Annotated in this window: 20 protein-coding genes; 11 read left to right on the forward strand and 9 right to left on the reverse strand. The window is 73.7% G+C overall.

Annotated elements, in window-relative coordinates; genetic code table 11:
• The first annotated feature begins 9 nt into the window (after positions 1-9).
• The 3 genes from Q1V71_RS07480 to Q1V71_RS07490 all read left to right on the forward strand — a co-directional run bounded on the left by Q1V71_RS07480 (position 10) and on the right by Q1V71_RS07490 (position 3,971).
• Entirely contained in the window at positions 10-1,692 is a 1,683-nt protein-coding gene (locus tag Q1V71_RS07480; RefSeq protein ID WP_300642468.1) for an iron ABC transporter permease, read from the forward strand.
• 11 nt (positions 1,693-1,703) lie between these two features.
• The gene (locus Q1V71_RS07485; RefSeq protein ID WP_300642471.1) at positions 1,704-2,846 is read left to right on the forward strand and encodes an ABC transporter ATP-binding protein; all 1,143 of its coding nucleotides are present in this window, start codon (positions 1,704-1,706) and stop codon (positions 2,844-2,846) included.
• A 183-nt stretch (positions 2,847-3,029) separates the two neighbouring features.
• The gene (locus tag Q1V71_RS07490; RefSeq protein ID WP_300642474.1) at positions 3,030-3,971 is read left to right on the forward strand and encodes a hypothetical protein; all 942 of its coding nucleotides are present in this window, start codon (positions 3,030-3,032) and stop codon (positions 3,969-3,971) included.
• Here Q1V71_RS07490 and Q1V71_RS07495 read toward each other — a convergent pair.
• A complete protein-coding gene (locus Q1V71_RS07495) occupies positions 3,962-6,673 on the reverse strand; it encodes an AMP-binding protein (protein WP_300642477.1) in 2,712 nt (903 codons plus the stop codon). The genes Q1V71_RS07490 and Q1V71_RS07495 overlap by 10 nt on opposite strands.
• Positions 6,674-6,927: 254 nt before the next feature.
• Here Q1V71_RS07495 and Q1V71_RS07500 point away from each other — a divergent pair, with 254 nt between their 5' ends.
• A complete protein-coding gene (locus tag Q1V71_RS07500; protein ID WP_300642480.1) occupies positions 6,928-7,971 on the forward strand; it encodes a hypothetical protein in 1,044 nt (347 codons plus the stop codon).
• Between the two features lie 111 nt (positions 7,972-8,082).
• Here the strand turns inward: Q1V71_RS07500 and ppsA are convergent, their stop codons facing one another.
• From ppsA to Q1V71_RS07530, 6 genes are all read right to left on the reverse strand, one after another.
• Complete coding sequence (ppsA, locus tag Q1V71_RS07505) at positions 8,083-10,491, reverse strand: phosphoenolpyruvate synthase (RefSeq protein WP_300642482.1); 2,409 nt, start codon at positions 10,489-10,491, stop codon at positions 8,083-8,085.
• The gene (locus Q1V71_RS07510; RefSeq protein WP_300642485.1) at positions 10,488-11,363 is read right to left on the reverse strand and encodes a pyruvate, water dikinase regulatory protein; all 876 of its coding nucleotides are present in this window, start codon (positions 11,361-11,363) and stop codon (positions 10,488-10,490) included. The genes ppsA and Q1V71_RS07510 overlap by 4 nt, the downstream gene beginning before the upstream one ends.
• Positions 11,364-11,568: 205 nt before the next feature.
• Positions 11,569-12,165: a hypothetical protein gene (locus Q1V71_RS07515; protein WP_300642488.1), complete on the reverse strand. Its 597-nt coding sequence runs from the start codon at positions 12,163-12,165 to the stop codon at positions 11,569-11,571.
• Between the two features lie 35 nt (positions 12,166-12,200).
• Positions 12,201-12,797, reverse strand: a complete 597-nt coding sequence (locus Q1V71_RS07520) for a hypothetical protein (protein WP_300642491.1) — start codon at positions 12,795-12,797, stop codon at positions 12,201-12,203.
• 38 nt (positions 12,798-12,835) lie between these two features.
• Entirely contained in the window at positions 12,836-13,111 is a 276-nt protein-coding gene (locus Q1V71_RS07525; RefSeq protein WP_300642493.1) for a hypothetical protein, read from the reverse strand.
• Positions 13,112-13,467: 356 nt separating this feature from the next.
• Positions 13,468-13,989, reverse strand: coding sequence for a hypothetical protein (locus Q1V71_RS07530; protein WP_300642495.1), 522 nt, complete (start codon positions 13,987-13,989; stop codon positions 13,468-13,470).
• Between the two features lie 316 nt (positions 13,990-14,305).
• Between Q1V71_RS07530 and Q1V71_RS07535 the strand changes: the two genes are divergently transcribed.
• From Q1V71_RS07535 to Q1V71_RS07565, 7 genes are all read left to right on the forward strand, one after another.
• Positions 14,306-14,704, forward strand: a complete 399-nt coding sequence (locus Q1V71_RS07535) for a hypothetical protein (RefSeq protein WP_300642498.1) — start codon at positions 14,306-14,308, stop codon at positions 14,702-14,704.
• Positions 14,701-16,014 carry a hypothetical protein gene (locus Q1V71_RS07540; protein ID WP_300642501.1) on the forward strand — a complete coding sequence of 438 codons (1,314 nt, stop codon included), beginning with the start codon at positions 14,701-14,703 and terminating at the stop codon, positions 16,012-16,014. Before Q1V71_RS07535 ends, Q1V71_RS07540 begins: the two co-directional genes overlap by 4 nt.
• 227 nt (positions 16,015-16,241) lie before the next feature.
• A complete protein-coding gene (locus Q1V71_RS07545; RefSeq protein WP_300642504.1) occupies positions 16,242-17,315 on the forward strand; it encodes a LacI family DNA-binding transcriptional regulator in 1,074 nt (357 codons plus the stop codon).
• A 121-nt stretch (positions 17,316-17,436) separates the two neighbouring features.
• Positions 17,437-18,684, forward strand: coding sequence for an SGNH/GDSL hydrolase family protein (locus Q1V71_RS07550; RefSeq protein ID WP_300642507.1), 1,248 nt, complete (start codon positions 17,437-17,439; stop codon positions 18,682-18,684).
• A gap of 138 nt (positions 18,685-18,822) precedes the next feature.
• On the forward strand, positions 18,823-22,248 hold the full coding sequence (locus Q1V71_RS07555) for a response regulator (RefSeq protein WP_300642510.1): 3,426 nt from the start codon (positions 18,823-18,825) through the stop codon (positions 22,246-22,248).
• Positions 22,249-22,343: 95 nt separating this feature from the next.
• Positions 22,344-23,666, forward strand: coding sequence for a hypothetical protein (locus Q1V71_RS07560; protein WP_300642513.1), 1,323 nt, complete (start codon positions 22,344-22,346; stop codon positions 23,664-23,666).
• Between the two features lie 78 nt (positions 23,667-23,744).
• A complete protein-coding gene (locus tag Q1V71_RS07565; RefSeq protein WP_300642515.1) occupies positions 23,745-24,878 on the forward strand; it encodes a Glu/Leu/Phe/Val dehydrogenase dimerization domain-containing protein in 1,134 nt (377 codons plus the stop codon).
• Between the two features lie 196 nt (positions 24,879-25,074).
• Here Q1V71_RS07565 and Q1V71_RS07570 read toward each other — a convergent pair whose 3' ends face one another.
• Positions 25,075-25,248, reverse strand: coding sequence for a DUF3073 domain-containing protein (locus Q1V71_RS07570; RefSeq protein WP_300642518.1), 174 nt, complete (start codon positions 25,246-25,248; stop codon positions 25,075-25,077).
• 220 nt (positions 25,249-25,468) lie between these two features.
• A complete protein-coding gene (purM, locus tag Q1V71_RS07575) occupies positions 25,469-26,572 on the reverse strand; it encodes a phosphoribosylformylglycinamidine cyclo-ligase (RefSeq protein ID WP_300642521.1) in 1,104 nt (367 codons plus the stop codon).
• Between the last annotated feature and the right edge of the window lie 12 nt (positions 26,573-26,584).

Here is a 26,584-nt window from a genome sequence, read left to right on the forward strand (position 1 = left end):
CAGCACCCCGTGACCGCCCCCGCCCCCGCCCCCGCGGTGGCCCCTGCGCCGGGCCTCGTCCGCCCGCGCAGCCGCCGCCTGCTGGGTGCCGGCCGCCCCGGCTGGTCCACGGCGGTGCTGGTCGTCGCCGCGCTCATCGCCAGCCCGGTGCTGGCGGTGGCGCTGCGCGCACTGCTCCAGGGCGGACTGCAGCTGCCCGGCGGCGTGGGACGGATGGTCGTCACGACACTGCTGCTGGTCACGTCCGTCGCGCTCGGCACCGCCGCGCTCGGCACGGGGCTGGCGTGGCTGGTCAGCGTGCACGAGTTCCCCGGGCGCAGGGTGCTGTCCTGGTTGCTGGTGCTCCCGCTGGCGATGCCGGCCTACATCCTGGGCTTCGTCTTCCTGTCCACCTTCGACTACGCCGGCCCCGTGCAGGGCGCCCTGCGCAGCGTGCTCGGGGACGACCTCGGTGCCCTGCCGGTCCGCTCGCTCGGGGGCGCGTCGGTGGTCCTGGTCCTCACGCTGTACCCCTACGTCTACCTCCTGGTGCGGGCCGCCTTCACCGACATCGCCCCGACGGCGTACGACGCCGCACGCACGCTCGGCGCGTCGCCGGCCCGCGCCTTCCGGACCGTCCTGCTGCCGCTCGCGCGCCCCTCGCTGGCTGCCGGACTGGCGCTGGTGACGATGGAGGTGCTCACCGACTTCGCGACCGTGCAGTACTTCAACGTCCGCACGGTCTCGGTCGGGGTCTACCTGACCTGGAAGGGCTCCTTCGACGTCGCCTCGGCCGTCTCGCTCGCGAGCCTGGTGCTGGTCTTCGCCCTCGTGGTGCTCGGGATGGAGCGCGGCCTGCGCGGCGGTGCGCGCTACCACCAGCGCGGCGGACGCGGGCGCGGGCTGGAGCGCCGGGAGCTCACCGGAGGCCGCGCCGTGGCCGCCACGGGCGCCTGCGCGCTGGTGGCGGCGCTCGCCTTCGGGCTGCCCGTGCTGCGGCTCGCCACCTGGGCCTGGTCGGCCGTCGCCGACGACAACCCGCTGGTCAACGACCGCTTCGCAGACCACCTCACCAGCTCGGTGCTGGTCGCCGCCATCGCCGCCGTCTCGTGCGTGCTGGTCTCGGTCGTGCTCGCCCACGCGCTGCGGCTCGGCGGCGGTCGCTGGGTGCGGGGCGCCGCCCAGGCCACGACCTTCGGGTACGCCGTGCCCGGTGCCGTCGTCGGCATCGGCGTGCTCGCGCTCTTCGAGGGCGCCGACCGACTCCTGGAGGCCCTCGGGCGCGAGGACGGCACGGGAGTGCTGGTCACCGGGTCGGTGCTGGGCATCCTGCTCGCCTACGTCGTGCGGTTCACCGCTCCGGCCTACCAGGCCGTCGACGCCAGCTTCGGCCGCATCCCCCCGACCGTGAGCGCCTCGGCGCTGACCCTCGGCGCGACCCCCGGCCGGCTGCTGCGCCGGGTGCACCTGCCGCTGGCGCGCTCGGGCGTCGCGGTCGCGCTGACCCTGGTCATCGTCGACGCCGTCAAAGAGCTGCCGCTGGTGCTCCTGCTGCGGCCCTTCGGGTTCACGACCCTCTCGGTCTGGGTCTACGAGCTGGCCTCGGAGAACTTCTGGGAGCGCGCCGCACTGCCCGCGCTGCTCATCGTCGTGGTCGCCGTGGTGCCCGTCGCGCTGACCTTCCGCACGCGCGTGACCGGGCAGGCGCCATGATGGTGGGCGTCATGCCTGCCTCCACGCCCGCCGCCGCGTCCCCCGGATCCGCGACCGGCGACCCGTCCGCCGGTGCGACGACGCCGGCGCTGCGGCTGCAGGCGGTCACGAAGTCCTACGGCGAGCACCCGGCGGTCCAGGCCGTCGACCTCGCGGTCGCGGCCGGCGAGGTTCTCACCGTCATCGGCCCCTCGGGCTGCGGCAAGTCGACCCTGCTGCGGCTGGCCGCCGGTCTCGAGCGGCCGGACTCGGGGTCGGTGTGGCTGGGCGACCGCGAGGTCGCCGGCTCCCGGTGGGTGCCGCCCGAGCGCCGCCACGTCGGGCTGGTCTTCCAGGACCACGCCCTCTTCCCGCACCTCGACGTCGCCACCAACATCGCCTTCGGGCTCGACCGGCTGCCTCGTGGCGAGCGCGGCCCCCGGGTCACCGAGGTGCTCGAGCTCGTCGGGCTCGGCGACCTGCGCGACCGCTACCCGCACGAGCTCTCCGGCGGCGAGCAGCAGCGGGTCGCCCTGGCCCGCGCCCTCGCGCCCCGCCCGGCGGTCGTGCTGCTGGACGAGCCGTTCTCCAGCCTCGACGAGAACCTCCGCGCCCAGGTGCGCGCCGACACCCTCGCCGCGATCCGGCTGACCGGGAGCGCCGCGCTCCTGGTCACCCACGACCAGACCGAGGCGCTCTCCCTGGGTGACCGGCTCGCCGTCGTACGTCGTGGGGTGGTGGAGCAGGTCGGGCCACCCACCGAGGTCTACGAGACCCCGGTCAACCGCTTCGTGGCGACGTTCATGGGCGACGCGGACTACCTCCCCGCCCACGTGCGCGACGCGCTGCTGACCTCCGAGATCGGCGTCGTCTCGACCGTCCCGGGGTGGGGCCGCACCGAGCTCGACGTCGAGGTGATGCTGCGCCCCCACGAGGTCGCCCTGCGCCCCGAACCCAGTGCCGCGGCCGTCGTGGAGCGCGTCGAGTACCACGGGGCCTTCGTCCTCCACCACGTCCGCCTCCCCTCCGGGCGCACCGTCCGCTCCTGGCAGCAGCACGGCGTCCGGCTCGAGCCCGGCACCCCCGTCGACGTCACGGTCGTCCCCGGCTCCCGCCCCGTCCTGCTCTCCGGCGACACAGCCCTCTTCGCACCTCCCGACTCCGCCCGCCGCTGACCCCGGGACGGCTGACCCGTCGCCACTTCGGGGCTCACCCGTCGCAACTTCGCCGCTGACCCGTCGCATCGACGGAGCCAACCCGCGCCGTGCTTGCCGAGCGCACGCGCACAGGGCAGGCAGTCCTGACAGGCTGTGGATGAGCAACGACGTCGTACGCCGGAATTGGGCAACCTGCTGGCCATGATCGACGAACCCGGGGACGGGCCGCGCGACCTTCGCGACCGGCCGTTCACGACCCAGCAGGCCCTCGACGCCGGGATGACGCACGACCAACTGACGCGCGCCGTGATGTCACGCTGGCTGCGGCGACCGGCCAAGGGCGTCTACGTCCCGGCGACCCTGGAGGACACGCTCGAGACCAGGTGCGCCGCCCTGAGCCTGTCCGTGCCGGACGATGCCTTCATCGCCGACCACTCGGCGGCCTGGCTCATCGCGGGCGACCGGGCACTGGTGCCCGGCGACCATCTGACCGTCCCCGAGGTCTCCTGCTTCCGGACCCGGACCGGCAGCCGACTCCGACGCCACCAGGTGCGCAGCGGGGAGCGGGAGCTCAGGGCCGACGAGATCATGGAGCTGGGCGGTCTGCAGGTGACGACTCCGCTGCGCACCGCGCTGGACATCGGTCGACTCGCGCGCAACACCGACGTCCGGCTGCACGGGATGGACACGATGCTCTCGATGGGGGTGTTCACGCAGGCCGAGTTGCTCGCCGAGGTGCCGCGCTTCAAGGGGTACCGAGGTGTCGTCGGTCTGCGGGCTCTCGCTCCGCTTGCCGATGGCGGGTCCCAGTCCTTCGGCGAGTCCGCCCTACGGCTGCGCTGGCACCAGGCACACCTGCCGTGGCCGACGACCCAGCACCCGGTGCCGGGCACGCCGTACATCCTGGACATCGCGCTGCCCGAGGAGACGTTCGGACCCGAGTACGACGGTGAGGAGTTCCACTCGAGCCCGGACCAGAAGGCACATAACGCCACCCGTCGCCGGGAGATCCACCGGGCCGGCTGGACCGTCGAGGTCTTCCGGAAGGAGCACGTCTTCGGACCGCGCCAGAACGCCGAGCGCCGTCTGCGGGCGACGTACGACGCCTTGGTCCTGGGACGGACCAGCCGCACCTACCTGTGAGGACCTCGGCGCGGGCCACCGTCGATCCGCACGGCTGCAGGTCCGTCGGGGCTCGCCGAGGACGCGACGGATGACGCCCGAAGACGCGACGGGTCAGCCCCGAAGATGCGACGGGTCAGCGCGGACAGGTGCGCCACGAGGCGGTGGACCAGGACGCCGACGACCAGGGAGGCGAGGGTGGCGAGGAGCGGGTGGTCGACCTCGAGATGGGGGTAGACCTGCCAGTGGGTGAGGTAGATCCACAGCGAGGCGGCGGCGAGGGCGCTGACGAGCGGGACGAGGGCGGCCGGCACCCAGGTGCGGCGCACCCAGACCAGCGCGAGGGCGGCGACCAGGACGACCAGGTCACGGACAGGGTCGGTGAAGAAGCCGGGGACGGTGAGGACGAGCAGCGCCGAGACGACGGCGCGGTGGGTCGTGGTGGTGGCGCGGGCGGCAGCCCAGCCCAGGGCGACCAGCCACCAGACGACCTCGGCGCGGTGGATGACGTCGCCGCCGCGAAGCACGACGACCTCGTAGCGGGTCAGCAGCCCGACGAGGGCCAGCACCACCGGGAACCAGAAGGGGTGCCGACGGTCGAGCCGGTGCACCGCGGGCACGGCGGCCAGCAGCGCCAGCCCGAGCACGCACAGCACGAACGCCTCGATGAACCAGAAGTGCCAGGCCGGCTCGGTCCACGACCGCGGCCCGACGAGCTGGTTGACGAGCAGGGCAGTGGCCCAGGGGTACTGCCCGGTCAGCAGCGTCACGCCCCCGATCCACAGCACCGACGGCACGGCCACCCGGGCTGCGCTGCGCACCAGCGCCCGCACCCGCTCGCGCCGCTGCGGCGACCCCAGCGCGAACCGGCCCAGGTTGAAGCCCATCAGCACCAGCAGCAGGTGCGCGCCGCCGGTGAGGTCGAGCAGGTTGCCGTGGGTCCCGACGATCGCCACGATCGCCAGCGCCCGCAGCAGCACGCCGGTCTCGACGGCCCGCCACCCGCGCGGTGCCCGCCGGGCCGGCGCGGCGACGAGGGTCCCGACCGGGCGCAGGTGCCAGTCGTCGGGGAGACCGCCGAGCAGCTGCTCGAGCCGCACCGACGCCTCGACGTACGACAGGGAGTCGCCGCCCAGCGAGGCGAAGGAGTCCCGGGGCGCGACCGGTCGGCCGAGCACCGCCGAGAGCACCCCCGCCGCGGACGGCGAGGAGGCCGTCGCGGCACAGGAGCCGCCGGCCGTCACGTACCGCTCGGGGCGCCGGGCCAGCGCGGCGACGCGCTGGCGGTCGGGCTTGCCGGAGGCGAGCAGCGGCCGCTCCTCCAGGGGTACGACGGTGACGGCCGCCGCGGGGACCCCGGCGAGTCGCGCGGTGCGGGCGACCAGGTCGGCGAGCCCCTCGCGGTCCGCGGGGGTCGAGGCCGCGCGACCGACCGGGTCGGCGCCGTCCGCGGGAGCCTGGGCAGCGGCGGGCGCGGAGGCGGGCACCGAGGTGGGCACTGAGGCGCGCACGACGCCGACGGCCACCCGGTCCCCGGCGTCCACGACGAGCGCGTCGACGCCCTCGGCGGCGAGCCCGGACTCGACCCGGTCGAGGTCGACGCGCAGCCCGAGCACCTTGGCGAAGCGGCTGCGCCGTCCGACCACCCGCCACAGGCCGTCGGCGTCCTGGCGCCCGAGGTCGCCGGTGCGCAGCTCGGTGAGGTCGTGACCGCGGGCGAGGTCCTCGCGGGTCTCGGCGTAGCCCATCATCACATTGGGCCCGCTGTAGACCAGCTCCCCGACGCCCTCGGGCTGGCCGGCCACCGGCTCGAGCCGCAGGTCGCCGCCGGGCACGGGCACGCCGACGCAGTCGGGTCGTTCGGCGGCCAGGTGCGGCGGCAGGTAGGCCATCCGGGCAGTGGCCTCGGTCTGGCCGTACATCACCACGAGGTCGAAGCCGCCGCGCTCCCCGCGCTCGGCCCAGGACCGCACGGTCTCCGGTGCCATCCGGCCACCGGCCTGGGTCAGCACCCGCACGGAGGGGTGCTGCCCGGCGGCCAGCCGGGCGGCGGCACCGGAGACCTCGAGCATCTCGAAGGAGTGCGGCACACCGGCCACGCTGGTGACGCCGTGGCGGTCGACGGCCGTCCAGAAGCAGGGGTCGACGACGGAGGTCCCCGTCAGCACGACGGCCGCGCCGACGGCGAGGTGCGAGTGCAGGACCGAGAGCCCGTAGCAGTAGTGCAGCGGCAGCGCGGTGACGCCCACGTCGTCGGGCGTCAGCCCGAGGTAGTCGGCGATCGCCTCGGCGTTGGCCTGCACGGCCCGGGCGGAGAGCCGCACGAGCCGCGGGCTGCCGGTGCTGCCGGAGGTCGACATCAGCAGCGCGAGGTCGGGGTGCGGCGCAGGTGCGCCGGGCCGCGCGCCGAAGCGCGCCTCGAGCTCGTCGGTCGACCGGGCCGGGTCGGTCAGCAGCACGGGCCGGCCGACCGCCAAGCAGGCGAGGTAGGTGACGACGTCCTCGAGCCGGGGCCCCACCGCCAGCAGCAGCGGCTCCGCCACCCGGGCGGCGTGCCGGTCGGCGGCCGCCTCGACCAGCCGCGCCAGCTCGGCGTACGACGTCGTGCCGGCCTCCCCGAGCAGGGCCGGCCGCTCCCCGTGCCGCCCCAGGCCCCGGGCCAGGGCGACCCCGCGCGGGGACGCGTCGGCGTCCTGGATCGCGCGCACGGGCAGGAGGGTCATGCGGACAAGAGTAAGGCAAGCCTCACCTACCTCCTAGTGTCGTCCACGTCACCCCCGGACGACTGCCGACCTCGACGCACCGGGTCGCGCGACGCCAGGTGGACCAGACCACCCCCTCCTCCGAACGGCCAGTCCTCGCCTGGGCGCGGGCCAATTCCGCCGTTCCCCGGCGCGGAGGGCCCCTGGTGTGGACATGCTGGGCGCGCCGTTGTCTGGGAGGGCTGCGGTTCATCTACATGGGAGGACGTTTCACCATGCACTCACGCATGTTCCGGAACGGTGTCGTCACCGGCACCGTCACCCTCGCTCTCGCCCTGGGCGGTGTCGCCGTCACCGGCGGCGCGGCCCAGGCAGCCGGCTCCTCGGCCGACCGCGAGGTCAGCTCGCAGTGCCAGCAGGCCCGCAAGGACCTCAGCAAGGCCAAGAAGCAGCTGCGCAAGGCCAAGCGCTCCGACAACGCCGCCAAGGTCCGCAAGGCCAAGAAGCGGGTCAAGGCCGAGAAGCGCGACGTGCGCACGGCCTGCGCGCCCGCCCCGGTCACCCAGGAGACGGTGCTCGAGCAGGTCCAGCAGGGCTCGCTCGCGCTCGACGGGATCGACCTCAACGGCCTCACCGCGGTGCTGCCCCCCGAGGCCGCTGCCGCCATCCAGGCGCTCATCGCCCAGCTCCAGGCCGGTCTCGACCAGGTCCAGGGCCAGGCCGAGGTCCCCGGCCTCGACACCGCGCAGCTCGAGGCGCTCCTCGCGGCCGTCCAGGCCATGGACCCGGCCGGCGTCGCCGCCGCGCTCCAGGGCCTGCTCGGCGAGCTGACCGCCATCGGCGGCGGCCCCGAGGCCATGGCCACGCTGATCCAGCTGCTCCAGGGCGGCCTGCCGACCGGCGACCTGCCGATCGCCGGCATCCCGCAGCTCGAGGACCTCATCGGTCAGCTCACCGCACAGCTCGGCGGCCTCGCCGGCGGCGGCCTGCCCACCGACCCGGCCGCGGTCCAGGCCGCGATCGCGCAGTTCATCGGCACCATCGAGGCGATCTCCGGCAACGTCGGCGGCGACTCCGCCCCGTGGCTCGGCGCCCTCACCGAGATGGTCGACCAGCTCGGTGCCCTCGGCGCGCTCGTGCCCGGTGGCGCTGGCTCCGGCGCGATCCTGGGCCAGGTCATCAGCGGCCTGCTGTTCTTCGCCCAGCCCGGTGTCGACCCGCTCGGCCAGCTGCAGGGCATCCTCGCCGGCCCCGGTGGCATCGGCAGCGTCCTGGACCTGCTCGGTCTCGGCGACCTGCTGGGCGGCCTGCTCGGCTGATCGCTGGTAGCACCGCACCGGCACAGACACACGCGAGAGCCGCGGCCCCCTCGGGGACCGCGGCTCTTCGCGTTGCCGGACCGCCGACGACGTACGCCGCCGGCAGATGGCCTAGGAGACCGTGACGCCCCCGAGCCGCAGCCAGGTGTCGACGACGGTGTCGGGGTTCAGCGACATCGACTCGATGCCCTGCTCCACCAGCCACTCCGCCAGGTCGGGGTGGTCGGAGGGGCCCTGCCCGCAGATGCCGACGTACTTGCCCTGCTTGCGGCACGCCTCGATCGCCAGCCGCAGCATGTGCAGCACCGCCGGGTCGCGCTCGTCGAACGTGGCCGCGACCAGGCCGGAGTCGCGGTCCAGGCCGAGCGTCAGCTGGGTCATGTCGTTGGAGCCGATCGAGAACCCGTCGAAGTGCTCGAGGAACTGCTCGGCGATCACGGCGTTGGACGGCAGCTCGCACATCATCACGACCTGCAGGTCGTTCTCGCCGCGGCGCAGCCCGTGCTGTGCGAGCAGGTCGATGACGCCCTCGGCCTCACCGACGGTCCGCACGAACGGGATCATCACCTTGACGTTGGTCAGGCCCATCTCGTCACGCACGTGCCGCAGCGCCGCGCACTCCATCTCGAAGCACTCGGCGAAGTCGTCCGAGAGGTAGCGGGACGCACCGCGGTACCCGATCATCGGGTTCTCCTCGTGCGGCTCGTACGCCGGTCCGCCGACGAGGTTGGCGTACTCGTTGGACTTGAAGTCGCTCATCCGCACGATCACCGGCTCCGGCGCGAACGCAGCGGCGATCGTCGCCACACCCTCGGCGACGCGCTTGACGAAGAAGTCGCGCGGGCCGTCGTACGCCGCGATGGTCTCCTCGATCTCCGCGCGCAGGTCGGCGTCCAGGCTGGCGGGGTCGCGCTCGAGGTCGAGCAGCGCCTTGGGGTGCACGCCGATCTGGCGGTTGATGATGAACTCCAACCGCGCGAGCCCGACCCCGGAGTGCGGCAGGCGGGAGAAGGCGAAGGCCTGCTCGGGCGTGCCGACGTTCATCATGATCTTGACCGGGATGTCAGGCATCGAGTCGAGCTCGGTGCGCTCGACGGAGAAGTCCAGGACGCCGTCGTAGACCAGACCGGTGTCGCCCTCGGCGCAGGAGACGGTCACCTCGGTGCCGTCGGCGAGCTCCTTGGTCGCACCACCCGTGCCCACGACGGCGGGGATGCCCAGCTCGCGGGCGATGATCGCGGCGTGGCAGGTGCGGCCGCCGCGGTTGGTGACGATCGCCGAGGCCCGCTTCATGATCGGCTCCCAGTCGGGGTCGGTCATGTCGGCGACGAGCACCTCGCCGGGGTTGAAGGTGTGCATGTCGTCGAGCGAGGTCAGCACTCGCACCGGGCCGGCGCCGATCTTCTGGCCGATCGCGCGGCCCTCGACCAGCACGTCGGCACCCTTGGTCGCCGAGGCGTCGATCTTGAAGCGCTCGAGCGCACCGCTGCGGCGCGACTGCACGGTCTCCGGCCGGGCCTGGAGGATGTAGAGCCTGCCGTCGACACCGTCCTTGCCCCACTCGATGTCCATCGGGCGCCCGTAGTGCTCCTCGATGACCAGCGCGTGCTTCGCGAGCTCGGTGACCTCGTCGTCGGTCAGCGAGAGCAGCCGCGACTGCGCGGGCTCGACCTCGACGAACTCGGTCGTGCGGCCCACGGTCGCGTCGTCGGTGTAGACCATCTTGGTGGCCTTGCCGCCGACGCCGCGCTTGAGGATCGCGGGGCGCCCGGCGCGCAGCGCGGGCTTGTAGACGTAGAACTCGTCGGGGTTGACCGCACCCTGGACGACGCCCTCACCCAGGCCGTACGCCGAGGTGATGAAGACCGCGTCCTCGAACCCGGACTCCGTGTCCATCGTGAACATGACGCCGGAGGAGCCGATGTCGGAGCGCACCATCCGCTGCACGCCGGCGGAGATGCCGACCGCGTCGTGGGCGAACTCGTGGTGCACGCGGTAGGCGATCGCGCGGTCGTTGTAGAGCGAGGCGTAGACCTCACGGATGGCGGTGAGGATCGCGTCGATCCCACGCACGTTGAGGAAGGTCTCCTGCTGCCCCGCGAACGAGGCGTCGGGCAGGTCCTCGGCGGTGGCGGAGGAGCGCACCGCGAAGGACGCCTCACCGCCGGCCTCGGACACGAGCTTGTCGTACGCCGTGCGGATGTCGGCCTCGAGGTCGGCCGGGAACTCCTGCGCGACGACGGCCTCGCGGATCTCCTTGCCGGTCGTGGCCAGGGCGCGGGTGTCGTCGGTGTCGAGGTCGGCCAGCAGCCCCGAGATCCGCTCGGCCAGGCCCGTGTCACCGATGAAGCGGTGGAAGGCCTCCGCGGTCGTGGCGAACCCGTCGGGCACGCGCACCCCGAGGTCGGTGAGGTGGGAGACCATCTCGCCCAGCGAGGCGTTCTTGCCGCCGACCTGCTCGAGGTCGCCGAGGCCGAGGTCGGCGAACCACCGGACGTTGCTGATGTCGGAACCGGTCATGCTGGGGAGTCCCCTCTGCTGGTGCTGCTCGTTCTCGCGGCCGCGGCGGTGCGGGCGCGCTGCTTCTTGGTCTGCAGGATGAGTGCCGAGATCTCCTCCACCGACTTGGCCGAGGAGTCCACGACGGGCAGCCGGTGGGCCTCGAAGAGCTCCTTGGCGCGCCGCAGCTCCCAGCGGCACTGCTCCGGGGAGGCGTAGCGGGAGCCGGGGCGGCGCTCGTTGCGCACCCGGCTGAGCCGCTCCACGGTCGTCACCAGGCCGAAGCACCGGTCGGCGAGGTCGGCCACGGGCCGCGGCAGGGCGGAGTCCTCGAGGTCCTCGTCGACGAGCGGGTAGTTGGCGACGTACAGCCCGTGCTGGAGCGCGAGGTACATGCTCGTCGGCGTCTTGCCGCACCGCGAGGGCGCCAGCAGGATCACGTCGGCCTTGTCGAGCGCGCGCAGCGACTGCCCGTCGTCGTGCTCGATGGTGAACTCCACCGCCGCCATCCGGGCGTTGTAGCGCTTGATGTCGCCGACGCCGTGCAGGCGGGCGGCCTGGCGGATGCCGCGCTGGCCGAGCAACGACTCCACGCGGCTCATGTGAAGGTCGAAGAAGTCGATGACCGGCGCCTTGGTGAGGTTGAGCTCGTGGCGCACGTCGTCGGCGGCCGCGGTGCAGAAGACCAGCGGCGTGACCGGCCCGGCAGCGACCTCGTCGAGCATCGCGACGATCTCCCGCGCCTGCTCGACGCCCGCGATGAACGGGATCGTGGTGCGCTCGAAGGTCAGCTCGGGGAACTGCAGCAGCAGCGCGTTGCCCATCGTCTCCGCGCTGATGCCGGTGGAGTCGGAGAGGAAGTAGACCGGTACGACGCCGTCGTGCTCGCCCACGCTCCCCACCTCGCTCTCCACCTCGGTCTGCTGCCGCCCTGCTCCTGGGCCCCCGACGTCGTACGCCGGGTGGCCGGCCGGGCACGGGTCGTGCCGGGTCAGGGGGACCGTAGCGCCGCGACGCCGCCACCGGCAGCCACCTGCGGCTCCGTCCGAGCCGCGGACGTGGCGCGCCTCACCCTCTGGGGCGGCAGCGCGCGCGGGACTACTCGAACTCCAGCGTCACCATGACCTGTCCGATGGCTTCCTCACGCTCCGCGTCCGTGAAGTCGATGGGGGTCGCGACCACGACCTCGATCCCGATCTGGTCGTCACCGAGGAAGAAGGCGTCATAGACCGTGAACCCGTTGTCACCCCGTGCGCGCAACATCTCCTGCCCGTCGACGACCACCGGCTCGAGCTCCTGCACCTTGCTCGTCGTCACCCCGTTGACCCTGGACCAGTCCCGGAGCATCGCCTGCGAGCTGCCCGGGGCCAGGACCTCTGGAAGCGTGCTCACCAGGAGCGCCAGGGAACGGCCTGGCCCGAGCACCAGTTCTCCGCCGCCCAGACCCTCTTCGACCTGCGGGGTCGCGCCCTCCCAGATGCTGACGGCCTCGACTCCTCGGAGCAGCTCGGCGTCCAGGGGAACGGTCGCGGGGTCGGCGACGTCGCCCCACGTGTCCTCGGGCTCGGCCTCCGGCTCCCCGGTCGTAGATGGCTCGGCGGCACCCGACGACGCAGCCGCAGAGACAGGCGCTGTCCTCTCCGCGCCCTCGTCGTCCGCGCAGCCGCTCAGCGCCACACCTATCGCAAGCACCACCGCGGCGATCGGAGCACCATGAGCGACGTACGACCTCACTCGAACTCCAGGGTCGCCATGACCTGCCCGATGGCCTCGTCCCGCTGCGCCTCGGTGTAGTCCAGCGGTGTGGTGAAGATGACCCGGTACGCGATCGCACCGTCGGCATACAGGTAGCCGTCGACGACCTCCACCCCGTTGCGCCCCCGCGCGTGCTGCAGCTCGAGCCCGTCGACGACCACCGGGTCGAGCACCTCGGCTCGACCCTCGACCAGACCACTGCTCCTCGCCCAGTACCTCACTGCTTCCTCGGAGCTCGCAGGCGGGCTGAGGGTCTCGCTGCCGAGGGTCAAGGTCTGGAAGCTGCTCCGATCGGCCGACGGGACAGCGACGATCACCGCAGACGGATTCACACGGAAGCGCGACCCCTCCCACACGCGGACGCCCTCCACCCCGTCCACCGACTTCAACGGGACCTTCATCGTCGCCGGGTCCTCGACATCCGCCCACGTGTCCTCGGGCCCGGGCTCCGGCTCCTCGGTCGTGGACGGCTCGGCTGCACCCGACGACGGAGCCGCAGAGACGGGCGCCGGCGTCTCCGCGCCCTCGTCGTCCGCGCAGCCGCTCAGCGCCACGCCTGTCGCAAGCATCACCGCGGCGATCGGAGCACCATGAGCGCCGACGTACGCCCTCACTCGAACTCCAGCGTCGCCATGACCTGCCCGATGGCCTCGTCCCGCTGCGCCTCGGTGTAAGACAGGGGCGTCGTGAAGATGACCCGGTAGGAGATCTCCCCGTCGGAGTACAGGTAGCCGTCGACGACCTCCACCCCGTTGCGCCCTCGCGCGTGCTGCAGCTCGAGCCCGTCGACGACCACCGGGTCGAGCACCTTGGCCCGATCCTCGAGCAGGCCGCTGTTCCGGCTCCAGTACCTGACCTCGGCCTCCGAGGTCTCCTTCCCGATCACCCTGCTGCTCCCAGCGTCAAGGTCTGGACCCCACCACCATCGGCAGGGCCTGCCACGACTACCGCTGTCGGGTTCTTGCGGAAGAGCGACCCCTCCCACACGCGGACGCTCTCCACCCCGTCCACCGACTTCAACGGGACCTTCATCGTCGCCGGGTCCTCGACATCCGCCCACGTGTCCTCGGGCTCGGCCTCCGGCTCCCCGGTCGTGGACGGCTCGGCGGCACCCGACGAGGCAGCCGTAGAGACAGGCGCTGTCCTCTCCGCGCCCTCGTCGTCCGCGCAGCCGCTCAGCGCCACACCTGTCGCAAGCACCACCGCGGCGATCGGAGCACCATGAGCGAACGACGTACGACCTCACTCGAACTCCAGCGTCGCCATGACCTGCGCGATGTACTCCTCCCGCTCGGTCTCGGAGAAGTCGAGCGGAAGGAGGAAGAGCACCTCGACGGTGAGGCCCTCGACGGCGTGGACGAACCAGTCCACGAGGCTCAGGGAGCTGCTCCCGCGGGCATGCTGCAGCTGCTGCCCGTCCACGACGACGGGGTCCATGACCTCGACCGGACCCTCGGTGAAGAGGTTGCGCTTGCGCCAGTAGCGCAGCTCGGCCTCCCCCGAGCCTCGGGCCGACAGACCGTCGTAGGACTTCAGCAGCACGACTGCACTCCTCCCGGGACCGAGGAAGAGCTCGGCACCGATGGGAGTGGTCGTGGCGTCGACCCGCGCTCCCTCCCACGCCTTGACAGCGTCGAGCCCGGGGACCTTGCCCGTCGGGATGCGCACCGTCGCCGGGTCCTCGACGTCGGCGAAGGTCTCCTCGATCGCAGAGGGCGACTCCTCGGGCGTACCGGAGGCCGGGGCCGAGGTCTCGGGAGTCACCGGAGGCTGCGTCGCCCCCTCGTCCGAGGGCTCCCCCGAGCAACCGGTCACCAGCATGGCCGTGGCCGCGACGCCGCCCACTGCCTGGATCGCCAGCCTGGTCCATCCCTGTCGGCGCTCACGACGTTGCATGGAGCCGGTTCTGCCCCGCGGGTCTCGCGGCAAAACCCGCGGCTCCTGCCGCTCACGTGCGTGGCGAGGATTGAGGACCTCGCCGATAGGGAAAGCACGTGGACGAGCCTTTACCATCGCGTCCGCGGGGGTAAAGGAAGAGCGACCTGCAACGACTCGATGACGGCTTTCGGGAGGCTGGACCATGGTGGCCATCAGCGGTGACGGATCACCCATCGACATGGGAGCGATCATGCAGTTCCTCCAGGAGCTGCGGATCGACACCGAGACCATCGCGGCCATCACCGAGGCCCTCCAGGAGGGCAGGGAGCAGGCCACCTACGAGCCGGCGCAGGTCCCCCAGTCCCGTTTCGGCACGCTGCCCAACGGCAGCGCCCTGGGGCACCACACCGAGCTCGCGCGCCGCGCCGTCAAGGAGACGCTCGTGACGATGGTGCACGACCTCCAGCACTACGACGACGGCGTCGAGACCTTCCGCAAGGGCTTCAACGTGGCGGACCAGCACGCCCAGGAGGATCTCGATCGCATCGCCGCCGAGGTCGGCAGCGTGCGCTCCGCGACCGAGGGAGGACTCGACCGATGAGCAATGGACCCGAGCGGCAGAGGCTGGACGCGGCCCTTGGTCCCGCTGACGAGGGAGTCGTGACGATGAACGGCGTCCTTGAGTGGGGCCGGTCGGTCGGCCGCCTCGAGGAAGTCGCGCGCCGCCTCCGATCGGCGGCCAACGCGGGCCTCGGCATCGGCGGGCAGACCGGCCCGGCGATGTTCAAGGCCATGCGTCGCTCCGCCGACAACCTCGACGCCCGGGTCGCGGAGTTCCGACGCGGTCAGGCCGCGCTGGAGTCGGCTGCCCAGACGATCACCAACATCCGCGCCCAGCGCAACCAGATCGACTCCGACCCGGCGACCGCACCGCTGATGGACCCCGGGTCCTTCTCCGACAACCCCGAGTGGGACGACGAGAAGCGGATGACCGAGCAGGGCAAGCACAACGCCGCTGTCTCGGCCTTCCAGGAGCGTGAGGCGCTGCGTGAGCAGCGGGCCCGCGAGATCGCCGAGGAGTTCGACCGGCGCTACGAGGAGCCGATCGCGGTCATGAAGTCGATCCACGGCCTCCCCGACCCCGAGGAGCCGGGCGGCCAGGACGGCCCCGGCGGCGGCGACGGCCCGAGTGCACGCGCACCGATCCCCGGGGGCCGCGGCCCCAGCGGGACCACCGGGACGACGTACCACCCCACCGTCATCGGCCAGCCGACCGACATCGACCCCGGCGACACCAACGAGGTCGACCCGATCGACAACGGCACCGAGCCGGAGATCAAGGACCCCACGGTCATCGACCCGACCGTGATCGACCCGGTCGACCCCACCGGCCCCACCACGATCGGCCCCACCGGCCCGGGAGGCACCGGCCTCGTCCCCGGCGGGGTCGGTACGGCGGTGGGCGTCGGCCTCGGCGGCGGTGCCCTGCTCGGCGGGCTGGCCAAGGGCGTGGGCATCGTGCGCGGCATCGGCGCCGGCGTCCTCGCACCCGGCCAGCAGGCCCGACCCCTGGGCGGCCTGAGCCGCTCGGCGGTCTCCGGCACCCTCGGCCGCGGCGCGGTCGCGGGGGCGCCGGCACAGGCTCGGCCGGCGGCCCGGGGTGGGGTGGGGGCCACCTCGACCGCCGGTCGTACCACCGCCTCCGGCCGCGGCGCGGCGGCAGCCGGCGCGGGCGGTCGCGGGAGCGGCGGGGCCCGGACCGGTGCGGCCGCCGGTGGCGGCCGCGGCGGCGCCGCTGGAGCGGGCGCAGCCCGTCGGCGCGGTCGCGGCGACGACGCGGCCGACCGGGAGCACTACGACGACGGGCAGGACTGGCTCGACGACGAGGCAGCCCCCGGCGTCCTGGACTGACACCGACCCACCGCTCGTCCACGAACGGGCAGCTCTCCAGGAGAGAGCTGCCCGTTCGGCGTCCTCGGCTGCTGCGAGCGGAGACAGGGCGACGCCGGCCGGAGCGCTGGGGGGCAGACGTGCCGGCCGACGTCGCCGGACAATCGTCGCATCCCCATACCCCGACGGGTAGACCCGGGCCCACCCGTTCCTCACCCCCGGGGCCACGCCTGCCCTACGCTGAACGGGTGGACGAGCCGCCGCAGGGAGCGGCCCCAGGGGCCGACGAGGGCCCCTCCGGGCCCGCATCCCTGTCTCCCGCCAACATGGCCGACGTCGCGCGGCTGGCCGGGGTCTCGATCGCCACGGTGTCCCGAGCACTGCGCGACGTGCCGGGTGTCGGGGAGTCGACGCGCCGCCGGGTCCGCGAGGTGGCCGACCAGCTCTCCTACGTCGTCTCCCCCGAGGCCAGCTCGCTGTCGCGTCGCGAGACCGGCCGGGTCGCGGTGGTGATGCCGCGGATGGACGTGTGGTTCTACTCGATGATGCTCGGCGGGCTCGAGCGCGGGCTGCGCGCCGAGGGCATGGACGTGCTCGTCTACCAGGTGCCCGGCCCCGCCGAGCGCGGCGCCTTCGTGCGCGACCTGCCGGCCCGACGCAAGGTCGACGCGGTGGTGCTCGCCGCCCTGCCGCTCTCGCCCGAGCAGCGCGACCGCCTCGACCTGCTCGGCGTCCCGCTCGTCATCGCCGGCGGTGCCGCCCGCGGCCTGCCGCACGTCGACGTGGACGACCGCGCGATGGCCCGCCTCGCCGTCGAGCACCTCCTCGACGCCGGCCACCGCGACATCGCGATGGTGCGCACCAGCGACACCGACGACACCACCTGGGACGCCGACCTGCTGCGGGTCGCCGGCTTCCGCGACGCGCTCGCTGCCCGAGGCGTGCCCGAGCGCTCCGACCTGCTCGTCACCGAGCCGTGGGCCGTCGACGCCGGCAGCCGCGCCCTCGACCGGCTGGTCGCGCTGCCGCAGCCACCCACCGCCGTCTTCGCCTACTCCGACGAGCTCGCCACCGCCCTCAGCATGGGCGCCTTGCGCCGCGGGCTGAGGATCCCCGAGGACCTCTCGGTCATCGGGATCGACGGTCACCCCACCGCCGCGGTGATGGGCCTGTCCACCGTCGACCAGCAGGTCGAGCTCCAGGCCGCCACGGCCGCCGAGATCACCGTCCGGTTGCTGCGCGGCGAGGGCGGCGAGCGCTCCGTGCGGGTGCCGCACGTGCTCGTCACGCGCGGCTCGGTGGGTCCGCCGGCAGCGCGCTGACCGCGCGGTCGCACCCCACCGCGCGACACCCGGCCACCGCGCCCCTTCCCCGGGCCGTCCCGCCCCGCTAGCGTGCGCCTGCCTCGTTGTGAGGCAGATCACTGCTCGGGAAAGGTCCCTCATGTCGTCCACCGCCACCTGGCGCCGCCTCGCCGCCCCCGTCGGCGTGCTGCTGCTGCTCGCCGCGCTCCTGAGCGCCCTCACCAGCGGCGCCGCCCCGCTCCTGCCCGTCCCGGCCGCCCGCGCCGACGGACCCGGGGTCGGCACGCCGTACGTCGTCAGCGTCGGCGACTCCTACATCTCCGGCGAGGCCGGGCGCTGGGCCGGCAGCTCGAACGTCTCGTCGTCGTACGCCGACGCGCTGGGCTCCACCGCCTACTGGGACACCCCGACCGGCGAGTCGACCGCGCGCTGCCACCGCAGCAAGGCCGCCGAGGTCTTCATCGGCGCCGGGACCCTCGGGAAGAACCTCGCCTGCTCGGGCGCGAGGACCACCACCGACGCCTCGGGCACCTACTTCAAGCCCGGCCTGGACTTCTACGACGACGGCGCCGGCCGGATCGGTCAGGCCAAGGCGCTGCAGCAGTTCGCCTCGAGCAACAACGTCAAGATGGTCGTGGTCTCCATCGGCGGCAACGACTTCAACTTCGCCGACATCGTCACCACCTGCGTGGCCAACTGGCTCTCCTCGCCCAGCTGGTGGAAGAACTACTGCAACGACGACAGCTCGGTGACCGCGAACTTCACCAGCAGCAACGTCACCGCGGTGCGCACCCGGATCGCCACCGCCTTCCAGAACCTCCGCACCGCCATGCGCAACGCCGGGTACGCCGACAGCGCCTGGACCCTGCTGGTGCAGACCTACCCCTCGCCGATCCCGAACGCCTCGGGCTTCCGCTACGCCGAGACCGGCTACACCCGGCAGAACACCGGCGGTTGCGGCTTCTGGAACGCCGACGCCAACTGGGCCAACTCCACCGCCCTGCCGACGATCAACAACACCGTCCGCAGCGCCATCACCGCCTCGGGGCTCACGAACACCCGCGTCCTCGACCTGGCCTCGGCCTTCAACGGCCGGCGCCTCTGCGAGAGCACGGTCGGTCTCTACGAGGAGAAGGGCCTGACCTCCTGGACCCAGGCCGGCGCGGTCGACCGGACCGAGTGGGTCAACCAGATCCGCACCGTCAGCACCTGCTGCTCCAGCAGCCCGTACTACATCCAGGAGTCGCTGCACCCGAACTACTGGGGCCAGCTGGCCACCCGCAGCTGCGTGCGCCAGGCCTGGAACGCCGGCACCCCGCGCGGGGGCACCTGCACCATCGCCGGCACCGGGCTCTCCGGCGGGGAGCCGCGGATGACCCTGCGCTGACCCCTGGCTGCTCTGGTCCCGCCGAGCCGGCGCATCCTCCCGAAAAGATGCGCCGGCTCGGCCACTCCGGCCCCCGCACGTGCGGGACAGGACATGATGGGTACCTCGGGAGCAGGCGCGAGCGAAGGGGGGACACGGGTGGAGCAGCCGGACTGGCTGGTGTCGCTGGTCGACGCGACGACCGACGGCCTGTGGGTGCTCGACCGCCGCGGGACCACCGTGTGGGCCAACCGCGCGATGGCGCACCTACTGCGCCGCGACCTCGGCGAGATGGCCGGCCTGCCCGCGCACGAGGTCTTCCCCGCGGGCCAGCGCACCCGGATCGAGATGCACCTGTCGATGCTCGCCCGCGGCACGCGCGGCCGCGACAACCTGCCGGTCACCCTCCAGCGCGCCGACGGCACGCTGGTCGGCGGCCTCATGAGCTACAGCCCGGTCCGCGAGGACGGACGCACGCTGGGCTGGCTGCACCGCTTCACGGCGTACGACGCCGCCCACTCCCCCGCCGCACGGCCCGAGCGTCCCGCGGGGCAGCCGAGCGGGGTCGCTCCGGCGGACGGGCGGCAGGTCGCCGGCCCGGGTCCCGACGCCCACGACGAGGTGCTCTCCCGCCAGCTCGTCGAGGCGCAGGAGATCGCCGGCATCGGCTCCTTCTCCTGGGACCTGGAGACCGGCGAGGTGGTGTGGTCCGACCAGCTGCACCGGCTCTACGGCGTGCCCCGCGAGGAGTTCGACGGCACGGTCGCGGCGTTCGAGGCGTGCCTGCACCCCGACGACCGCGCGCACGTGCAGGCGGCCACCGAGGAGGCGCTGCGCGACCGGGTCGCCTACGAGTTCGACGCCCGGGTCCTGCGACCGGACGGAGAGCAGCGCTGGATCCACGGCCGCTGCCGGATCATCCGGGACCCCGCCACCGGTCGCCCCGTGCGGATCGGCGGCACCAACCAGGACGTCACCGAGGTCCGCCGCGCCGAGGTCGCCGCGACCGCCGCGACGGCCCGGCTCCGGCTGCTGCAGCAGATGGCGATGGCCTCCAACCGTGCCCGCACGCTGGAGGAGGCGATCGAGGTCGCCGCGCTCCGGCTGCCCGAGCACACCGGCTGGGAGCCGGTCGCCGCCTGGACCAGCGAGCGTCCCGGGCTGCTCACGCAGGTGTGGCCGGCCCACGACCCCGGGCTCGGCCAGCGCCGGATCGACCAGGACGGGGCCGGTCGACCGCCCAGCCCCACCGACCTCGCCGAGCGGGTGCTGGTCTCGGGCGAGGTCGCCGTGCAGCCGCTGCACGACCGCGGCCGGGCGGTCTCCCGGGTCACGATGCCGGTCGTGGTGACCGGCGAGGTGCTCGCGGTCCTCGAGGTCCTCGCCGACGAGGACCCGCTCTCGGAGGCATCCCACGAGCTGGTCGAGCAGGTCGCCGCGCAGCTGGGCGTCGTCGCCGAGCGCGAGCGCGCCGCGGCCGCCCTCGCCGACGCCCGCGACCGCGCCATGGAGGCCTCGCGGATGAAGTCGGAGTTCCTGGCCACCATGAGCCACGAGATCCGCACCCCGATGAACGGCGTCATCGGGCTCAACGAGCTGCTGCTGCGCACCGAGCTCGACGACCACCAGCGGCGCCTGGCCGACGGGGTCCACCAGTCCGGGCTCTCGCTGCTGGCGATCATCAACGACATCCTCGACCTGTCGAAGATCGAGGCCGGCAAGCTGGAGCTCGAGGACGTCGACTTCGAGGTGCGCTCGGTCTTCGAGCAGACCGCCTCGGTCCTCTCCAGCCGCGCGCACGAGAAGGGCGTCGAGCTGGTCGTCGCCTGCCACCCCGACGTCCCGGAGTACCTCCGCGGCGACCCGACCCGCCTCGGCCAGGTCCTCACCAACCTCGGGTCGAACGCCCTCAAGTTCACCGAGGACGGCGAGGTCTCGATCCAGGCCCGGGTCGAGCACCAGGACCGCGACGGCGTGGTGCTGCGCGTCGACGTCTCCGACACCGGGATCGGCATCCCCGCCTCCGCCCAGGCGCACCTCTTCGACGCCTTCACCCAGGCCGACCTCGCGACCACCCGCCGCCACGGCGGCACCGGGCTGGGCCTGGCGATCTGCCAGCAGCTGGTCGAGGCGATGGACGGTCAGATCCAGGTCGACTCCGCCGTCGGCGAGGGCTCGACCTTCTCCTTCACCGCCCGACTGGCCCACACCCCCTCCGCGCCCCGGCGCAGCACCGCCGCACCCGAGTCACTGCGCGGGCGGCGGGTGCTGGTGGTCGACGACAACGAGACCAACCGCTTCATCCTCACCGAGCAGCTGCGGGCCTGGCAGCTGGAGCCCGTCGCCGTGGCGACCCCGGCGGAGTGCCTGGCGACGCTGCGCGAGGCCCAGCGCGCGCAGAAGCCCTTCACCCTCGCGCTGCTCGACCTGGTCCTGCCCCGCATCGACGGGCTCGAGCTGGCCCGGATCATCAAGGCCGACCCGGCGCTGGCCGACCTGGCCCTGGTCCTGCTCACCTCCGACCAGGGGGTCGGCGCCCGCACCGCCCGCGAGGCCGGCATCAGCACCACGCTGTCCAAGCCCGTGCGCCACTCCGAGCTCTACGACGCCGTGCTGCGCACCCTCGGCGAGCCGCAGGAGCCGACGCCCCGCGCCCCCCGGCGGCTGGTGGTGCCGTCGCTGGACCTGCGCGTCCTGGTCGTCGAGGACAACCCGGTCAACCAGCTGGTGGCCACCGGGCTGCTCGAGGCGCTGGGGGTCGAGGTCGACGTCGCCGACGACGGGGAGGCCGCGATCGCCGCGCTCGCCGGGCCCGACCACGGCTACGCCCTGGTGCTCATGGACTGCCGGATGCCCGGCATCGACGGCATCGACGCCACCCGGGCGATCCGCGGCGGCGAGCCGCGCGGCACCCGGGTGCCGATCATCGCCATGACCGCCTCGGCCCTCGAGGGCGAGCGCGAGCGCTGCCTGGCTGCGGGCATGGACGACTTCCTCACCAAGCCGGTCGACCCCACGCAGCTCGAGGAGGTCGTGCAGCGCTGGACCCGGCGCACCGGCGCGGTCCCCGCCCCCCGCCCGGGCAGCACCCACCCCGCGGCTCCCGGCCCCCGGCACACCGCCGAGGCGGGCGGCCGGTCCGCGACCGGCGGCGGCACCACGACGGCGCTGGCCGACCCCGCCCGGCAACCGAGCCCACCAGAGCTGTCCGAGCCGCCCTCCGAGCTGCCCCCGGGCGAGGCACCGGTCGTCGACGAGGAGCGCCGCAAGGTGCTGGCCGAGCTGGTCAAGGACGGCGAGAGCTTCTTCGACCGCACCGCCCGCTCCTTCGTCGGACGCATCGACGGCCAGGTCGCCGACATCCGCACCGCCCTCGAGGCCCGCGACGCCTACGCCACCTTCACCAACGCCCACCTGGTCAAGGGCAGCGCCCTCAACCTCGGGCTGCCACGTGTGTCGGCCGCCTCGGCCGCGGTCGAGGCCCACGCCCACGCCGGCGACCTCAGCGGCATCGAGCCCAAGCTCGAGCTGCTGGAGCGCGAGGTGGCCGTCGCCGTGGCCGAGCTGCGTCGGAGGCTGGGCTGAGCCGCAGCGGGGCACCGGTCGACCCGCTCGGCCTGCGGTACTCCGAGGTCGCCCGCCTGCGCCCCGTCGACCTGGTCTCCACCCTCGACCGTCCGGTGCAGCGGGTCGACCCCCGCCGCAGCTCGCTGACCCCACTGCCGCGCCCGGCGCCGTACGCCGCGGTGGAGGCGGGGCTGGCCGGCTCCGGCGAGGAACGGCTCGTGCTCACGCTCGCCGGGGCGGGCCTCTCGCTCTCGGCGGTGTACGCCGCCGGCAGCTGCTGGCTGGAGGTCGACGGTCCCGCGGGGCCGTCGGTGTTGCGCAGCCGCCGCTCGGGCCGGGCGGGACCGGCCGCCGCGCTCGGCCTGGCGCTCACCGGCACCCACGTCACCGTCCTGACCCGCGAGGTCCCCGACGGCCCCTGGACCGGCCGCGCCCGCGTCGACCTGGCCGACACCCAGCCGCGCGCGGCCGCGCTGGTGCGCGAGCCCGACTGGCTCGACCGGCTCCAGGTCGGGCACGACGGCCCGGCGACGTCGCTGCTCGCCGGGGGCTTCGGCCAGCTCGGGCTGCGCGACATCCGCGTCGTCACGCACGCCGACGGCACGGCGTACGACGCCGGCGACGGACGCGTGCGGCTGACCGCCACCAGCGCCGGCCCGGGCCCGTTCGGCACCGGGCACGCCTCGGTCTGGGCGTTCGACCCGGCCGGCCCGGCGCTGGAGCAGACCGCCGACCTGTTCTTCCACCGTCCCAGCGAGAGCGCGGTGCACGGCGACCACGCCGTGCACGTGCTGCGCGACGGCGACGAGTGGCTGGTCGCCACCAGCACCTGGGGCGACCTGGATCCCGACCGCGACGGTGCCCGGGTCGAGGTGCTGCTCGCCCGCTGCGAGCACGCCGCCGGCTCCGACGTGCTGCGCGGGGTGCACGTGCTGCACACCGATCCGCTGCGCCTGCCCACCGACGGACTCGTCTCCGTGGGGGTCTGGGACCCGCACCTCGTGCGCACCGGGTCGGGGTGGCTGGTCGGCTACGTCAGCGCCTCGCGCTTCTTCCGCTTCCACCCCGTGCTCGCCGAGGGGCCGGACCTGTCCTCGCTGCGGCTGCGGGCCGCGGCGCTCGGACGCACCGCCACCGAGGGGCCGACGCTGCTGCTGCGACCCGACCTGCCGGGCGGCGTGGTGGTGCTCGCCTCCGACGGGCCCGACGGCCCGCGCGGCGCGCGCGAGCAGTGGGTGGTGCTCGACAACGACCTGCGGGAGGTCGCTCGCCTCGACGGGGACTTCCCCACCAACATCCCGTGGCCCACGCTCGTCCGCGATGGGGACGGCTGGCTGCTGGTGACCTTCGACGGCACCCCGCACGGGGGTCGGGTCTGTGGCTACGGCACCCACGGCGACGTGGTCGTGCTGCGCGGCACCGCCGACGCGCACTAGCCTGGGTGTGACCCGCGCCACCCCTGCGGGCCCCACCGGTCGCACCACCCCCGCGACCCCGAGCAGAACGGACCGACCATGTCCACGAGCCAGCCCACGAGCCAGCCCACGAGCCAGCCCTTCGACCTCCTCGAGGCCGCCGCCGAGCACGAGCAGGTCGTCGTGTGCCAGGACGCCGCCACCGGCCTGCGCGCCGTCGTCGCGATCCACTCCACGGCCCTGGGCCCCGCCCTCGGCGGCACCCGCTTCTTCCCCTACGCCAGCACCGAGGCCGCGCTCCGCGACGTCCTCGACCTCTCCCGGGGCATGACCTACAAGGCCGCGGTCGCCGGGCTCGACCTCGGTGGCGGCAAGGCCGTCATCGTCGGGGACCCGGCCACGGTGAAGGGCGAGGCCCTGCTGCGCGCCTACGGCCGGTTCGTCCAGACCCTCGGCGGCCGCTACCGCACGGCCTGCGACATCGGCACGACCAGCGAGGACATGGACCACGTCGGCCGCGAGTGCGACTTCGTCACCGGCCGCACCGTCGCCCACGGCGGCGCGGGCGACAGCTCGGTCCTGACGGCGTACGGCGTGCTGCAGGGCATGCGCGCCGCCGCCGAGGCCACGTGGGGCTCCACGTCGCTCGAGGGTCGGCGCGTCGGTGTCGCCGGCGTCGGCAAGGTCGGGCGGCACCTGGTCGCGCACCTGGTCGAGGAGGGTGCCCACGTGCTGGTCACCGACGTCGTGGACGCCGCCGTGCGGACCGTCGTCGCGACGCACCCGGGGGTCCGGGCCGTCGGATCGGTCGAGGAGCTGATCACCGCGGGGCTGGACGTCTACGCCCCGTGCGCGATGGGCGGGGCGCTCGACGACCGGGTCGTCGACGTCCTCGGCGCCCAGGGCACCCGCGTCGTGTGCGGCGCCGCCAACAACCAGCTCGCGCACGCCGGGGTCGACAAGCACCTCGTGGACGCCGGGGTCACCTACGCCCCCGACTACGTCGTCAACGCGGGCGGGCTGATCCAGGTCGCCGACGAGCTCGACCCCCGCGGTTTCTCCTTCGAGCGGGCGCAGCAGCGCGCCACCGGCATCCTCGACACCACGCGTCGGGTGCTGGCGCTCGCACAGTCCGACGGGGTCACCCCCGCGGTCGCCGCCGACCGGGTCGCCGAGGAGCGCATCCGCTCGGTGGGGCGGCTGCGCGGCGTGTGGGTGCCGGGCCGCCCCTGAGCACTCCACTGGTGGTCTCTCCCGGCGAGCGCCAGCGAGCCGAGCACGGGTGTTCTCTCCCGGCGAGCGCCAGCGAGCCGTCGTCGAGACCGCGTGAGCTGTCTGTGGTCGGCGACCACGGTCAGCTCACCTGGTCTCGACGACGCCCTCGCCTAGCGGCTCGGGCTGCTCGACCTACGGGGAACGCGCGTCCTCGTCAGTCGCGACGCGGGTCGGCGATGTCGGACCACTCGTCGTGGTCCTCCGCCTCGTCACGGGACTCGCTCCCGTGGAGCTCCGCCGCCAGCGCGCTCAAGTCCGTCTCGTGAGTCCGGTACTTGAGTTCGCGAGCGACCTTGGTCTGCTTGGCTTTTGCACGGCCGCGGCCCATAGGGTCCAGCCCCCTCGCACACTTGGCCGGGGCACGTGGCTCCCGGGCTGCTCTCGAACACTCGTGGGCGCAACGCTACCTGCTGCCCGGCTGTTCCCGCACACCCCATCCTGCTATTCACCGCACGACGTCGACCCGGCCAGCGTGCAGCGTGACGGGCGTCACGTGGCCGGCCCGCTCAGGGCGGCCCGCGCGACCGCCCCGGGGTCACCAGCCGGGGTCACCAGCCGGGGTGCTGCCCCACCAGCTCGACGGCACCGCCGCGACCGGTCGCGACGCCCACGCGACCTGCAGGCCAGGCGTGGATGCCGTAGCCCTCGAGCAGGGCGACGGCGGCGTCGACCTGGTCGGCCGGGAGCAGGGCGACCATCCCGACGCCGCAGTTGAGCGTCGCCTCCAGGTCGGCCTGGGAGACGTCCCCGACCCGGCGTACGAGGTCGAAGACCGGCTCGGGGGTCCAGGTGCCGCGCTCGATCGTCGCGGACAGCTCGACCGGCATGACCCGCTCGAGGTTGGCCGCCAGGCCGCCACCGGTGACGTGCGACATCGCGTGCACCGTGACCGAGCGCGCGAGGTCCAGGCAGGCCTTGGCGTAGATCCGGGTGGGGGTGAGCAGGGTGGTGCCGAGGTCGCCGCCGAGCTCGTCGACGTGGCGGTCCAGGGCCCAGCCCGCGCCGTGCTCGGAGAGCAGCACGTGGCGCACCAGGGAGTAGCCGTTGGAGTGCAGGCCCGAGGAGGCCATGGCCAGCACGACGTCGTCGGGACGCACGCGGCCCGGGCCGAGCAGGTCGTCGGCCTCGACGACACCGGTGGTCGCGCCGGCCACGTCGTACTCGTCGGGGTGCAGCAGCCCCGGGTGCTCGGCGGTCTCGCCGCCGACCAGCGCGCAACCGGCCTCGACGCAGCCCTCGGCGATGCCCTTGACGATCGCGGCGATCCGCTCCGGGACGACCCGGCCGGTGGCGATGTAGTCGGTCATGAAGAGCGGCTCGGCGCCGCAGACGACCAGGTCGTCGACGACCATGCCGACCAGGTCGCGGCCGATGGTGTCGTGGACGTCCATCGCCTGGGCGATGGCGACCTTGGTGCCGACGCCGTCGGTCGAGGTGGCCAGGAGCGGGCGCTTGTAGCGGGTCAGGGCGGAGGCGTCGAAGAGCCCGGCGAAGCCGCCGAGCCCGCCGATCATCTCGGGGCGCTTGGCCTTCTCCACCCACACCTTCATCAGGTCGATGGCCCGGTCGGCCGCCTCGATGTTGACGCCGGCCTCGGCGTAGGCGTTGCCGGCGTGGTGGCCGGCGGTGGGGTTGGCGGGGGTGTCGCTCACGGGGGCGGGGCT

Source organism: Nocardioides sp., from assembly GCF_030149505.1.
Classification (GTDB): domain Bacteria; phylum Actinomycetota; class Actinomycetes; order Propionibacteriales; family Nocardioidaceae; genus Nocardioides.

What these genes read in the sequence shown, in the direction of transcription:
- Q1V71_RS07535 (WP_300642498.1), top strand. Translation starts at nt 14,306, where the DNA reads ATGGTGGCCATCAGCGGTGACGGATCACCCATCGACATGGGAGCGATC.
- Q1V71_RS07500 (WP_300642480.1), top strand. Translation starts at nt 6,928, where the DNA reads ATGCACTCACGCATGTTCCGGAACGGTGTCGTCACCGGCACCGTCACC.
- Q1V71_RS07565 (WP_300642515.1), top strand. Translation starts at nt 23,745, where the DNA reads ATGTCCACGAGCCAGCCCACGAGCCAGCCCACGAGCCAGCCCTTCGAC.
- Q1V71_RS07540 (WP_300642501.1), top strand. Translation starts at nt 14,701, where the DNA reads ATGAGCAATGGACCCGAGCGGCAGAGGCTGGACGCGGCCCTTGGTCCC.
- Q1V71_RS07495 (WP_300642477.1), bottom strand. Translation starts at nt 6,673, where the DNA reads ATGACCCTCCTGCCCGTGCGCGCGATCCAGGACGCCGACGCGTCCCCG.
- Q1V71_RS07550 (WP_300642507.1), top strand. Translation starts at nt 17,437, where the DNA reads ATGTCGTCCACCGCCACCTGGCGCCGCCTCGCCGCCCCCGTCGGCGTG.
- Q1V71_RS07490 (WP_300642474.1), top strand. Translation starts at nt 3,030, where the DNA reads ATGATCGACGAACCCGGGGACGGGCCGCGCGACCTTCGCGACCGGCCG.
- Q1V71_RS07485 (WP_300642471.1), top strand. Translation starts at nt 1,704, where the DNA reads ATGCCTGCCTCCACGCCCGCCGCCGCGTCCCCCGGATCCGCGACCGGC.
- ppsA (WP_300642482.1), bottom strand. Translation starts at nt 10,491, where the DNA reads ATGACCGGTTCCGACATCAGCAACGTCCGGTGGTTCGCCGACCTCGGC.
- Q1V71_RS07570 (WP_300642518.1), bottom strand. Translation starts at nt 25,248, where the DNA reads ATGGGCCGCGGCCGTGCAAAAGCCAAGCAGACCAAGGTCGCTCGCGAA.